We start from the raw sequence: 12,339 nt of genomic DNA, 5'->3' as shown, positions 1-12,339 counted from the left end.
CTACGCGGCCGCCCTTCCCTAGTCGTGGACCGGCTCCGACCTTCACCCACCCTCCGTGAATTCCCCGTTGCCGCCCACGTACCCGACCTTGTCGACCACAAAACGTGACCTGTCCGTGGCCGGGGATCACCGCAGTTCAGGCCGCAGGCGCACGCACTGGCGGTCGCGTGCCACCAGCCATTCCCAGTCCTGCGGGTTCGGCGTGCCGCGGTCCAACCACCACCGGTAAGCGGCTTCGCTCTCGTCCCAGAGGCGACGTGGACCGGCCTGTCGCACCAGGTAAGCCCCACCCTCGGGGGCGACCGACGCCCACGGACTGGCGTCCCCGTCCGGTGCGGCGTGGTGCGCGCTCGTCCCAGCGAATCCGCCAGTTCACCTCGGTCAGATCGGCGTGCACGAGCACGGGACGCCCGGTCGCCGTGCCGTCGGCGTGCACGGTGAACCGGACCAGGAAGTCCCGCACCGGCGCGAGGATGAGCGCGCCGGGCTCGGCCTGCTCGACCCAGGCGTAGGGGAGCCGCCGGAGCGGAATGCCCGCGTGCGCGAGCACGCGATCGAAGGGCGCGTACTTCGGCGCCCCGGCGGCGGCCTCGCGGTGGAGCACGGACACGTGCCCGTAGTGCCGAACCAACCTCCTCCGCGCCAGCACGACGCGGTCGACGTCACTGTCCACAGTGGTCACCAACCCCCCGTGCCCGACGGTCTCCGCCAGCACCGCGGTCGTCACCCCGTCACCGACGCCGATCTCCAGCACGGAATGGTCGCGCTGCAACTCGAGCGGCTGCAACGACCGCACCGTCCGCGCCGAAACCGCCGGCGAGCCGATCTCACCCGCCACCACCAACTCGTCGAGAAACGCCTTGAGCCCACGTGCACGTCGCATGGTCACTCCAACTGGCTTAAGCCTGTACTGGCTCAAGCCAGTGAAGTACCCGATGGCGGCCTTGTCAAGGAACTGGCTTGAACCAGTAGGGTCGTGGCGTGTCCAGCAGCGAACTTCCCAGCCGCCGACTCGCCGCCGCACTGCGCGACTCGATCAACTCGGGCGCACTCGCCCAGGGGATGAAGCTGCCGTCGGAGCGCTCGCTCTCCGACGAGCACGGGGTCGCGCGGAACACCGCACGCGAAGCGGTCCGCCTACTGACCGAGGAAGGCCTGGTCGTGGCCATTCACGGCAAAGGGGTGTTCGTCCGTGAGAAGTACCGGCTCGCGCGCTCGCCGGAGCGGCTTACCCGGGCGGCGCGAGCTGCGGAGAAGGGCGCGTTCTTGGGAGACGCCGAGACCAACCAGTTCACGCCTACCGTCGAGGTCGAGGTCCGGGTCGAAGAGGCCGACGCGGAGACAGCGGTGATCCTCGGGATCGACGAAGGGAACGAAGTCCTCGTTCGTGAGCGGGTGATGAGTGCGGACGGGCACCCCATCCAGCTGGCCACGTCGCGCCTTCCGCGGACGCTCACCGAAGGCACCGCCATCGAGCAGGCCGACACCGGACCCGGTGGCAGTTACGCCCGCCTGGAGGAGGCCGGGCACGTGCTCGGCCACTTCAGCGAGACCGTCGGCGCCCGCATGCCGACACCCGAGGAGGCATCGCTGCTTCAGTTGACCGCGGGCACGCCGATCATCGTGGTGCGCCGGGTGGCGTTCGACCGGGAGGGCGTCGTCGTCGAGGTCAACGACATGCGGCTGTCCGGCGATCGCTACGAGCTCGCGTACGAGTTCCCCGCGGACTGATCAGCGGCCACCCGAGATGGGGAGGACCGCGCCCGAGGCGTACGAGGCGGCCGGCGACAGCAGCCACACCACCGCGGCGGCGATTTCCGCCGGGTCCCCCGCGCGGCCCATCGGCTGCGCGGGACCCAGCCTCGAGATCCGGTCGGGGACGCCGGCTGTTGCGTGGAAGCCGGTGTTCACCAGGCCCGGGGCCACGGCGTTCACCCGGATGCCCGCCGCCGCCACCTCCTGGGCCAGGCCGAACGTGAGCGTTTCGACCGCCGCCTTGCTGGCCGCGTAGTGGACCCATTCGCCCGCCGAGCCCAGCCGGGCGGCCGTGGAGGTGACGTTCACGATGGCACCCCCGTCGGCCATGCGGCGCACGGCTTCCCGGCAGCACAGGAACACCCCGACCACGTTCACGTCCATCACCCGCCGGACCGTGTCGACGTCCTGGTCCTCGAGGCGCGCCGACCGCCCGACGACGCCCGCGTTGTTCACCAGCCCGTAGAGCGGGCCCAAGGAAACAGCGGCCTCGAACAACGCGAGCACGTCCGGCTCCGACGAGACATCGCCCCGCACGGCCAACGCCCGCTGCCCCAACGCCTCGACCCGCGAAACGACATCGGCGGCAGCCGCGGCGTCTCCGGCGTAGTTGACCACCACGTCGTAGCCGCCCGCGGCCGCCTGCACGCAGATCTCCGCGCCGATGCCGCGACTTCCCCCGGTGACGATCACAACGCTCATAGGCGTCACCCTAGAGCGAGAAGTTCGCCAGCGACATGTCCTCGACGATCAGGTCCGCGCGTGAAGCCGTGGTCGCGATCAGGTCGGCGTTGCGCTGGTCCGAGCCCCGCGCCCGCTGCTGCGCCTCCACCAGTGAACGGCCGTAGTGCCGGTGCCGCGACACCAGCCGCTCGATGCGGTCGTTTTCGTCCGGGCGGAGGAACCACGTTTCCGCCAGCAGCGGCGGGATCCGCGACCACGGATCCTCGTCGACCAACAGGTAGTTGCCTTCGGTGATGACCAGCGGCACGTCCGGCGGCACGGCCACCGCACCCGCGATCGGCTCCTCGATCTCCCGCCGGAATTCCGGGGCGTACACCGTTTCCCCGCCCGCCGCGAGCCGCGAGACCAGGCTGACGTAGCCGCCCGCGTCGAAGGTGTCCGGCGCGCCCTTCCGCTCGGTCCGCCCCAGCCGCCGCAGTTCGACCTGGGCCAGGTGGAACCCGTCCATGCCGACCACCGCGGCCCGGTTGCCCAGCGCGTCCGCCAGCCCCCACGCCAGCGTCGTCTTGCCCGACGCCGGCGCGCCGACGATGCCCAGCACGGCCCGCTCACCGGACTTGATCAACCCCTGCGCGCGCTCCAGCAGGTCCTCGAACGAGGTCATCGCACTCCCTCTATCTCCTCATTTCGCGGACCGCGGGTACCCACGCCCGCGGCCCCGCATGCCACACCCGTTCGGCGGCCACCTCGTTGGCGAAGCGGATCCGCTCCACCAGCGGAAGGCCCGCGCCGTAAGCGAACGCGCCGTGCCAGACGTCCCCCGCGCCCAGCGTGTCGGCGGCTTCGACCTCGGGCACCGGCACCGAACCGGAATCGTCCACAGTGGAATAACGCACCGGCCCGGCCCCCGCGGTGGTGATCACCACGGGCACGTCCAGTTCGACCGGCGCCCGGAAATTCGCCGAGCACGCCGCGATGTCCACCAGTGGCAACAGATCCGTCAGCACGGGCTTCCAGCTCCCCGCGTCGAGGACCACCGGCACGCCGAGTTCCCGCGCCCGCCGCGCGACTCCCAGCGCCAGCTCGGGGTGGTGCCCGTCCAACAACACGCAGTCGCCGTGAACCTCGTCCAGCAACGGGGAAACCGGGAAATCCGGGACGTCGGCGGCGTTGTGCGAGACGACCGTGCGCTCGCCGTCCTCGTCGCGCACCGACACCGCGCTCACCGGCGGCGGCGAAACCCGCGACGGCAACGCGTCGACCACCCGCACGCCGTACGCCTCGAGATCGGCGCGCGCCAGGTCGGCGAGCGGGTGGGCACCGAGCACGGTCAGCAGGACCGCCTCGCCGCCCAGCGCCGCCACCGTCACCGCCGCGTTCGCGGCCGGACCGCCCGCGGCCACCTCGACCGCGAGCGACTGCACCTTCTCCCCGGGCGCGGGCAGCTCCGCCACCCGCTGCACGAGATCCACAGTGGACAGTCCAGCCAGTACCACCCTCATCCGGACAGACCCGCCCGCACAGCCGCCGGGACCTCTTCCACCTCACCGTTCTCACCGATCCGCAGCGCCCCGGTGATCAGCCCGACCACCTGGTTCATCGTGTGCGTCTTCGGCGAGACCACGGCCACCCGCTTGCCCAGCCGGTGCACGTGGATCCGGTCGGCGATCTCGAACACGTGCGGCATGTTGTGGCTGATCAGCACCACCGGCAGGCCGCGCTCGCGGATCCGGTCGATCAGCGCGAGCACCTTGCCGGACTCGGCGACGCCGAGCGCCGCGGTCGGCTCGTCCATGATCACCGCCTTGGTGCCGAACGCCGCCGCGCGCGCCACCGCCACGCCCTGGCGCTGACCACCGGAGAGCGTCTCCACCGGCTGCGTGATCGACTTGATCTGGATGCCCAGCTCGTCGAGGATCCGCTGCGCCTCGGCGCGCATGGTCGCCGTGTCCAGCTTGCGCACCAGACCCAACGGCCCCGAGCGCCGCTTTTCCCGTCCCAGGAACATGTTCGACGCGATGTCGAGCGCGGGCGCCACGGCGAGGTCCTGGTACACCGTCTCGATGCCGAACTTGCGCGCGTCGATCGGCGTGCGGAAGTGCACCGCCTCGCCGTCGACCTGGATCTCGCCCTCGTCGGGCACCAGCGCGCCGGACAGCGCCTTGATCAGACTGGACTTCCCGGCACCGTTGTCCCCGACCACGGCGAGCACTTCGCCGGGGTACAGGTCGAAGTCGGCGCCGTCGATCGCGGTCACCCGGCCGTAGCGCTTGACCAGGCCGCGGGCGGACAGGGTGGGCTGGTTCGACGAAGTCATCGCTGCCTCCTGGCGAGTCGGTCCACCGCGACGGCCGCGATCACCAGCGCGCCGGTCGCCACGTCCTGGTAGAGCGCGTCCACGCCCAGCTGGGTCAGCCCGGACCGCAGCACCGCCACGATCAACGCGCCCATCATCGTGCCGAGCACCGAACCGCGGCCGCCGAACAGGCTGGTTCCGCCCAGCACCACCGCGGTGATCGAGTCGAGGTTGCCCAGCTGGTAGGCGTTCGGGTCGGCGTTGGGCACGCGGCCCAGCGCCTGCCACGCGGCGATGCCGAAGATCACGCCCGCGACGAGGTACACCGAGAGCACCGTGCGGTTGACCTTGATCCCGGACAGCCGCGCGGACTCCGGCGCGTTGCCCACCGCGTACACGTGCTTGCCCCACGCCGTCCTGGTCAGCGCGTACCACATGACCAGGTACATGATCAGCGCCAGCGTCATGCCGTAGGTGATCTCGATGCCGCCGAACAGGTAGCGGCGGGTGCCGAGCCAGTTGAGCAGCCCGTCGGCCACCGGGACCGCCTCGCCGCCGGCGAACAGCCTGCCCGCCGCGGTGAGCATGGTCAGCGCGCCGAGCGTGACGATGAACGGCGGCAGCTTCACCTTGGTGACCAGCGAGCCGACCACCCCGCTGACCAGCACGGTGGCCACGATCCCGAGCAGCAGCGCGAAGATCCCGGACACCCCGCCGGCCAGCAGTTTCGCCATGATCAGCGTGGCCAGCACCATCGACGCCGCGTTCGCCAGGTCGATGCCCGCGGTGAGGATGATCAGCGTCTGCCCGAGTGCGAGCGTGCCGATCACCAGCGACTGCTGGACCACCAGGGAGATGTTGTCCAGGTTGAGGAAGGTGTCGGTGGACAGCGAGAAGACCACGACGGCGACCACGAGGGCCAGCGCCGGGCCGACCGCCGGGGCGCGCAGGAAGAACTCGCCGACGGAGGGGCGATCGGACTCAACGGTGGCGGTGCTCATTTCTCCCCCCAGCAGTTCTGCAGACCCCAGTCGGTGTTCCGGCTTTCCACCCCGGGCATCGGCTTGTTGGTGATCACCACGGACCCGGTGTTGTTGAACCCGGTCGGCTTCTTGCCGGTCTTGGCGTATTCGACGGCGGCGAGCACGCCCTGCTCGGCCATCTTCTTCGGGAACTGCATGACGGTGGCCGCGTACTGCCCGTCGCGCACGTTCTGCACGCCTTCGCAGCCGCCGTCGATCGAGCCCATCACGATCTGGCCGGTCAGCCCGCGGGCCTTCAGCGCCGCGTAGGTGCCGCGGCCCATCGGCTCGTTCATCGTGTACACGGCGTTGATGTCGGTGGTGCGCTGCAACAGGTTCTCCACGCCCTGCTGCGCGGTGCTCTGGTCACCGTTGGCCGGCGTGGCGCCCTTGATCTCGGGTGCGCCGTCGGCCAGGCCGATGCCGGAGAGGAACCCGGTGTGCCGCTGGGTGTCCACCGTGCTGCCCGCGGTGCCGTCCACCATGAACAGCTTCGGCTGCGCGCCGCCGAGCGCGGCCTTCACGTAGGCGCCCTGCTGCTGGCCCGCCGCGAAGTTGTCGGTGGCGAAGGTGGCGTCGACCGCCTCCGCCGGTTCGGTCGCGGTGTCCAGCGCGATCACCAGCACGCCCGACTTGCGCGCCCGGTCGATCGCGTCGAGCACGCCGGTGGACGAGCTCGGCGTGATCAGGATGGTGGTGGCGCCCTGCTGCATCAGGTTCTCGATGGCCCGGACCTGGCCGTCGTTGTCCCCGTCGAACTGGCCGGCCAGCGCGCTGAAGTCGGCGCCGTTGGCCTGCGCGGCCGCGCTCGCCGCGGCTCGCAGTTCGACGAAGTAGGGATTGGTGTCGGTTTTGGTGACCAGGCCGACCTTGGCCTTGCCGCCCCCGCCACCGGAGTTGGTGTTGCCGCCCCAGTGCCGCTCGACGGTGCACCCGCCCGCCGACACCAGTACCGCGACCGCCAGCCCCGCGGTCAAGATTTTTCGCACGACATCCTCCGCGTTGAGGATCGGAACAGATGACCCGGGACGGTAGATCGGGCTATGCTGCCGCGCAAGCGTTTGCGCAAACGCTTGCCAACACCGGCGAAGGGAGCCCCGTGCCACCAGGACGCTCGTCCCGCCCGACCCAGCGCGACATCGCCGAGATGGCCGGCGTCTCGATCACCACCGTGTCACACGTGGTCAACGGCACGCGCGCGGTGGCGGAGGAGACCAGGGCCGCGGTGCTGCGGGCCATCGAGACCACCGGCTACACCGGCGACGCGATCGCGCGCTCGCTGGTCACCGGCGGCACGCGGTCGATCGGCGTGGCGATCTCCCTGATGGCGAACCCGTACTTCGCGATGCTGATGCAGGCCGTGGAACGCGAGGCCGCGGCCGCCGGGTACACGGTGTTGCTGGCCGACACCCACGACGAGCTGGAGACCGAGCAGTCGACCGTGCGCGCGCTGCGGTCACGCCGGGTCGAGGGCCTGCTGATCACGCCGGCGCCCGGTGACGGCCAGGTGGTCGGGGAACTGGTGTCGCTGGGCGTGCCGACGGTGCTCGTCGACCGGCTGGCCACCCGCGGGGACGTGGACCAGGTCGGCGCGGAGAACATCCAGGCGACCTCGGCGCTGACCGAGCACCTCGCCTCACTCGGCCACCGCCGGATCGGCCTGATCAGCGGCGCGGCCGGACTGTCCACGAGCGAGGAACGCACGCTCGGCTACCGGCTCGGGCTGGGGCGCGGCGGGCTGGTGTGGAACCCGTCCCTGGTCGAATGCGGACACTCCTCACGCGACGGCGGGGCGGCGGCCCTGCGCACCCTGCTCGCCCTCCCCGAACCACCGACGGCGCTGGTGGTGGCCAACGACGGCATGATGGTCGGCGTGCTGCACGAGGCACGCAGCCGCGGCCTGAAAATAGGGCGCGACCTGCCGGTGGTGGTCTACGACGACGTCGAGTGGGCCGATCTGGTCGACCCGCCGCTGACCACCATGGCGCAGCCGATCGAGGAGATCGGCCGCCGCGCGGTGCGGTTGCTGCTGGCCAGGATCGCCGACCCGGACCGCAAGGCCGAGGTGGTCCGGCTGCCCCCGACCCTGCGACACCGAGAGTCGTGCGGCTGCGCCGGAATTCACCCGGTTCGCTGAATTTCTGCTTCATCGAGTGACTCCCGACCGGATGACGCCCGAATCGGGGATATCTTCGGCGCCGGTAGTTTCGAGAGCGTCTATCGGGCGGGCACGTTCTCATTCAGGCATCGAGGGGCCGGGAGAGATGACCGCACTGACACACGACATTCCACTTTGGGGCGCGCCTGTCACCCATCGGCTGGGCGTGGCGATGGCGTTCGACGCCACCCCGTACGCGACCGCACTGTCCAGGGCGATCGAACGCGCCGCCGCCGACGCGGGCTGCGCGGTGACCTTCGCCGAAACCGAGGACGCCGCCAGGGTCGAGATGGACGCCGTGCGCTCGCTGCGCGCGGGGGGCATCGACGGCATCCTGCTCACGCCCGCCGCCGGGGACGACGTGGTGGTGACCAGCCTGGTGCGCCTGGGCGTGCCGACGGTGTTGATGGACCGGCTGGCCACGCGGGGGGACGTGGACCAGGTGGGGACGGAGAACATCCAGGCCATGTGCGACCTGGTCCGCCACCTGGCCGGCGCCGGGCACGAGCGGATCGGGCTGATCTCCGGCGCGGTGGGCATAGCCGCGAACGACGAACGCGCCCTCGGCTACCGCCTCGGCCTGGGCCGAGCGGGCCTCGCGTGGCAACCGGACCTGGTCGCCTGCGGCGAGTCGACAGCAGGTGGAGCGGCCGCCGCCACCGGACGACTGCTCGACATGGCGGACGCACCCACCGCACTCGTGGTCGCCAGCGAAGCGATGATGATCGGCGTGCACTACGAAGTGCACCGCCGAGGCCTCCGGCTAGGCGAGGAACTGGGCCTGGCGGGCTACGGGGACGCGGACTGGATGGGCAAGGTGGATCCCGCTCTGACCACCATGGCGCCCCCCATCGAGGAGATCGGCAGGCGCGCCGTCCACACCCTGATCAGCAGGATCACCACCCCGGACCGCCGCCCGGACTCGGTTCGCCTGGCCCCCACCTTCCAACACCGCACCTCCTGCGGCTGCCCTCAACAACGCCGAGGCTGACCACCAAGGCCGCCCCCGGCCACAGACCAGAACCCGGGCACAAACAGAACCCGGGCGCAAAACCGAAACCACCGCCCAGACTCCCCATCCCACCCCGGTCCCCAGCCAAAAACACGGCGAAGTACCCGTTGTCAAGGCATCTTTCCCGCCTTGACAACGGGTACTTCGCCGTAGTCACACTAAAAAACCGGGGCGGGGCCCGCTTCATTCAAGCGTCTTCATTCGAGCGTCGCAGCCGCCTCCAACAACATCCACGCACCCACCTGCACGGAAAGATCCCGCGCCGGATCACCACCCACCAACGGCAACGCAACCGGCTCCGTCCACGTTGGACTGAACAGGGGCCCACCAGGAGCAGCTACCGTACTCCCATAACAAGCCTCCGCCGAAGAAAGCACCAACTCCCGAGCCACCACAGCCGCCGCCCCCTCCAGCCGAAGCGCCGCCAACGCCAGATACCGAGCCAAAATCCCGGCGAACAACCCCCCGTCCCCACCGCCCTGCGCCCGCAGCACCCCGCCCGGCGCACAATGCTCCGCCACCGCCAGCACGGTCCGCGAAGCAGCCTCCACTTCGGACAGTTCTAGACACGTCCCCAGGAAAACCCCCTGGCAGTACGTGTAAATGTGCTTCACCAGCTCCCCGGTATCCACCCGCAGCCCGTCCCACACCAACCCCGTCACCGGATCCACCAACCGCGAATCCATCCACGCGAACAACTCCCGCGCCCGCGTCAGGTCCCCGACCCGCGCGTGCAGGATCGCCGCCGGCCCGTTCGCCGGGGCGTTCTTGAACTGGTCGTTCTTCCGCCACCAGATCCCGCCGCCCGCGTCCTCGGTCCAGCCCTCCCGCAGCTGCGCGACGAGGGCGTCCACCGCGGGGGAGCACTCCAACTCGACCAGCCGCCGCGCCCGCTCCAGCGCGATGCCGAGCCACGCCATGTCGTCGTAGTACTCGTTGGTCCACCGGCCGAAGTTCCGCAGCTTGATCGTCCGCGCGTACCGCGAGACCAGCTCGGCGCGCTCCGGCGACGGCGCGCGGACCTGCGCGTCGACCAGGCAGTCCAGCACGTGCGCCTGCCACCAGTAGTTCCAGTGCCAGTGCACCCGCTGCCCGGCGTCGGCGGGCCAGCCACTGCGGGACAGCACCGTCGACGGCCAGCCCCACAACCGCCGGAAATGCCTCGTCCGCAGCGCGTTCTCCGCCTCACCGGCCCGTTCCGCCGCCGTCATGCCGCCCATTCTCCCTTGTTCGTCGACATACCAGTCGGTATGTTCAGGCGATGGCTGCCGTCACCTGCCCACTGTGCGAAGCGACCTGCGGACTCGACGTCACGTTCGAGGGAACGCGTGTCTCGAAGGTGCGAGGGGACAGCGCCGACGTCTTCTCCAGCGGGTACATCTGCCCGAAGGGCGCCTCGCTCGGCGCGCTCCACCACGACCCCGACCGCCTGCGCACGCCGCTGATCAAGCGCGACGGCGAGTTCGTCGAGGCCTCCTGGGACGAGGCGTTCGCCGAGATCCACCGGCGGCTGCCGCCGATCATCGAGGCCCACGGCAAGGACGCGGTCGCCTTCTACGTCGGCAATCCCAGCGCGCACAACCTGGGCGCCCTGCTCTACGGCCGCGTCCTCTACAAGGCGCTCGGCACCAAGAACTTCTTCACCGCCGGCACGGTCGACCAGGTCCCGAAGCACTTCTCGTCCGGCTACCTCTTCGGCAGCGGGCTCTCCATCCCGGTGCCCGACCTCGACCGCACCGGCCACCTCCTCATCCTCGGCGCCAACCCGCTCGTCTCCAACGGCAGCCTGATGACCGCCCCGGACGCGCGCGGCAGGCTCAAGGGCATCCAGCGCCGCGGCGGCAAGGTCGTCGTGGTCGACCCGCGGCGCACGCGCACCGCCGAACTCGCCGACGAGCACCACGCCATCCGCCCCGGCACCGACGCGCTGCTGCTGTTCGCCATGATCAACGTGCTGTTCGACGAGAACCGCGTGCACCTCGGCAGGCTCACCGAGCACGTCAACGGCGTCGACGAAGTCCGTGAACTGGCGCGCGAGTTCACCCCGGAGGCCGTCGCCGGGCCGACCGGCATCGCGGCGGACGAGATCCGGCGGCTCGCCCGCGAACTCTCCGACGCCGACCACGCCGCGGTCTACGGCCGGATCGGCACCACCACGCAGGCCTTCGGCACGGTCGCGAGCTGGCTGGTCGACGTGCTCAACACGCTCACCGGGAACCTCGACCGCCCCGGTGGCGCGATGTTCCCGCTGGCCGCCGCCGGGCAGCCGAACAGCTCCACGCCGAAGCCGAAGCCGTTCCGCACCGGCCGCTGGAAGACCCGCGTGCACGGCCTGCCCGAAGTGCTCGGCGAGGTCCCGGTCGGCGTGCTGGCCGACGAGATCCTCACCCCCGGCGAAGGCCAGGTCCGCGCGCTGGTCACGGTCAGCGGCAACCCGTGCCTGAGCACCCCGAACGCCGACCGGCTCACCGGCGCGCTGGAGCAGCTCGACTTCATGGTCTCGCTGGACGTCTACCTGAACGAGACGAGCAGGCTGGCCGACGTGATCCTGCCCGGCCCGAGCGCGCTGGAACGCCCGCACTACGACATGGCGCTCTACCAGTACGCGGTCCGGGACGTGGCGAACTGGACCCCGGCCGCGCTGCCGACCGAGCTGCCGCAGGAGTGGGAGACCATGCTGCGGCTGACCGGCGTCGTCACCGGTCAGGGGCCGGACGCCGACGTCGCCGCGCTCGACGAGTTCGTCGCCGCCGAAGCCGCGCGGCGCGCCGGGCTGGATCCCGCGGTCGCCGCCGGGCGCACCGGTCCCGAGCGGCTGGTCGACCTGATGCTGCGCGCCGGGCCGTACGACCTGACGCTGGCCGATCTCGAAGCCGCCCCGCACGGCGTCGACCTGGGACCGCTGAAGCAGCGCGTCCCCGAGGTGCTGACCACCGCCAGCGGCAAGATCGAACTGGCCCCCGAACCGATCACCGAGGACGTGCCGCGGCTGGCGCGCGAGCTGGACCGGACGCCCGACGGCGAACTGGTCCTCATCGGACGGCGGCACCTCAGCTCGAACAACTCGTGGATGCACAACCTGGAACCGCTGGTGCGCGGGCAGAACCGGTGCACGGTCCAGGTGCACCCGGAGGACGCGACGCGGCTCGGGCTGACCGACGGCGGGCAGGCCGTGGTGCACTCGCGGGCGGGCAAGATCGAGGTGCCGGTGGAGGTCACCGACGTCATCCGGCCCGGCGTGGTGAGCATTCCGCACGGCTGGGGCCACGACCCGGCGGGCATGCGGACCGCGGTGGCCACCGCGCACGCCGGCGCGAACACGAACCTGCTCTCCGACGAAACCCTGATGGACGCGCTGTCCGGCACCAGCGTGCTGAACGGCATCCCGGTGGAGATCGCGCCCGCCTAGGGA

General features: G+C 70.8%; 12 protein-coding genes. 4 read left to right on the top strand and 8 right to left on the bottom strand.

Annotated features, from left to right (window positions below):
• Positions 1-136 precede the first annotated feature (136 nt).
• Positions 137-883 carry a protein-L-isoaspartate O-methyltransferase gene (locus JYK18_RS13040; protein ID WP_206802332.1) on the bottom strand — a complete coding sequence of 249 codons (747 nt, stop codon included), beginning with the start codon at positions 881-883 and terminating at the stop codon, positions 137-139.
• 98 nt (positions 884-981) lie between these two features.
• Here JYK18_RS13040 and JYK18_RS13035 point away from each other — a divergent pair, with 98 nt between their 5' ends.
• Positions 982-1,731, top strand: coding sequence for a GntR family transcriptional regulator (locus tag JYK18_RS13035; RefSeq protein WP_307795890.1), 750 nt, complete (start codon positions 982-984; stop codon positions 1,729-1,731).
• On the opposite strand, the gene JYK18_RS13030 is transcribed toward JYK18_RS13035, so the two are convergent.
• Genes JYK18_RS13030 through JYK18_RS13005 form a run of 6 tightly spaced genes read right to left on the bottom strand, consistent with a single transcriptional unit; the run spans position 1,732 to position 6,746 of the window.
• A complete protein-coding gene (locus JYK18_RS13030; RefSeq protein WP_206802331.1) occupies positions 1,732-2,457 on the bottom strand; it encodes an SDR family oxidoreductase in 726 nt (241 codons plus the stop codon).
• Between the two features lie 10 nt (positions 2,458-2,467).
• Positions 2,468-3,103, bottom strand: coding sequence for a nucleoside/nucleotide kinase family protein (locus JYK18_RS13025; protein WP_206802330.1), 636 nt, complete (start codon positions 3,101-3,103; stop codon positions 2,468-2,470).
• Positions 3,104-3,113: 10 nt separating this feature from the next.
• The gene (locus JYK18_RS13020) at positions 3,114-3,941 is read right to left on the bottom strand and encodes a PfkB family carbohydrate kinase (protein ID WP_206802329.1); all 828 of its coding nucleotides are present in this window, start codon (positions 3,939-3,941) and stop codon (positions 3,114-3,116) included.
• Entirely contained in the window at positions 3,938-4,756 is an 819-nt protein-coding gene (locus tag JYK18_RS13015) for an ATP-binding cassette domain-containing protein (protein ID WP_206802328.1), read from the bottom strand. Before JYK18_RS13015 ends, JYK18_RS13020 begins: the two co-directional genes overlap by 4 nt.
• Positions 4,753-5,736: an ABC transporter permease gene (locus JYK18_RS13010; protein ID WP_206802327.1), complete on the bottom strand. Its 984-nt coding sequence runs from the start codon at positions 5,734-5,736 to the stop codon at positions 4,753-4,755. Before JYK18_RS13010 ends, JYK18_RS13015 begins: the two co-directional genes overlap by 4 nt.
• Complete coding sequence (locus JYK18_RS13005) at positions 5,733-6,746, bottom strand: substrate-binding domain-containing protein (protein ID WP_307795889.1); 1,014 nt, start codon at positions 6,744-6,746, stop codon at positions 5,733-5,735. Before JYK18_RS13005 ends, JYK18_RS13010 begins: the two co-directional genes overlap by 4 nt.
• Before the next feature lie 110 nt (positions 6,747-6,856).
• Here JYK18_RS13005 and JYK18_RS13000 point away from each other — a divergent pair, with 110 nt between their 5' ends.
• Positions 6,857-7,894 carry a LacI family DNA-binding transcriptional regulator gene (locus JYK18_RS13000; protein WP_206802326.1) on the top strand — a complete coding sequence of 346 codons (1,038 nt, stop codon included), beginning with the start codon at positions 6,857-6,859 and terminating at the stop codon, positions 7,892-7,894.
• 127 nt (positions 7,895-8,021) lie between these two features.
• Positions 8,022-8,906 carry a LacI family DNA-binding transcriptional regulator gene (locus JYK18_RS12995; RefSeq protein WP_206802325.1) on the top strand — a complete coding sequence of 295 codons (885 nt, stop codon included), beginning with the start codon at positions 8,022-8,024 and terminating at the stop codon, positions 8,904-8,906.
• 218 nt (positions 8,907-9,124) lie between these two features.
• On the opposite strand, the gene JYK18_RS12990 is transcribed toward JYK18_RS12995, so the two are convergent.
• Complete coding sequence (locus tag JYK18_RS12990) at positions 9,125-10,138, bottom strand: glycoside hydrolase family 76 protein (protein ID WP_206802324.1); 1,014 nt, start codon at positions 10,136-10,138, stop codon at positions 9,125-9,127.
• A 50-nt stretch (positions 10,139-10,188) separates the two neighbouring features.
• Here JYK18_RS12990 and JYK18_RS12985 point away from each other — a divergent pair, with 50 nt between their 5' ends.
• Positions 10,189-12,336 (top strand): molybdopterin-dependent oxidoreductase, encoded by a 2,148-nt coding sequence (locus JYK18_RS12985; protein WP_206802323.1) that lies wholly within the window; start codon positions 10,189-10,191, stop codon positions 12,334-12,336.
• Positions 12,337-12,339 lie beyond the last annotated feature (3 nt).

Origin of the sequence: Amycolatopsis sp. 195334CR, from assembly GCF_017309385.1 — a bacterium.
GTDB lineage: Bacteria > Actinomycetota > Actinomycetes > Mycobacteriales > Pseudonocardiaceae > Amycolatopsis.
This window is presented reverse-complemented; position numbering and strand designations above follow the sequence as displayed.

Bases quoted from the DNA above. Each gene is read 5' to 3' on its own strand.
- JYK18_RS13040 (WP_206802332.1), bottom strand. From the start codon at position 883: ATGCGACGTGCACGTGGGCTCAAGGCGTTTCTCGACGAGTTGGTGGTG.
- JYK18_RS12990 (WP_206802324.1), bottom strand. From the start codon at position 10,138: ATGACGGCGGCGGAACGGGCCGGTGAGGCGGAGAACGCGCTGCGGACG.
- JYK18_RS13020 (WP_206802329.1), bottom strand. From the start codon at position 3,941: ATGAGGGTGGTACTGGCTGGACTGTCCACTGTGGATCTCGTGCAGCGG.
- JYK18_RS13030 (WP_206802331.1), bottom strand. From the start codon at position 2,457: ATGAGCGTTGTGATCGTCACCGGGGGAAGTCGCGGCATCGGCGCGGAG.
- JYK18_RS13015 (WP_206802328.1), bottom strand. From the start codon at position 4,756: ATGACTTCGTCGAACCAGCCCACCCTGTCCGCCCGCGGCCTGGTCAAG.
- JYK18_RS12985 (WP_206802323.1), top strand. From the start codon at position 10,189: ATGGCTGCCGTCACCTGCCCACTGTGCGAAGCGACCTGCGGACTCGAC.
- JYK18_RS13025 (WP_206802330.1), bottom strand. From the start codon at position 3,103: ATGACCTCGTTCGAGGACCTGCTGGAGCGCGCGCAGGGGTTGATCAAG.
- JYK18_RS13010 (WP_206802327.1), bottom strand. From the start codon at position 5,736: ATGAGCACCGCCACCGTTGAGTCCGATCGCCCCTCCGTCGGCGAGTTC.
- JYK18_RS12995 (WP_206802325.1), top strand. From the start codon at position 8,022: ATGACCGCACTGACACACGACATTCCACTTTGGGGCGCGCCTGTCACC.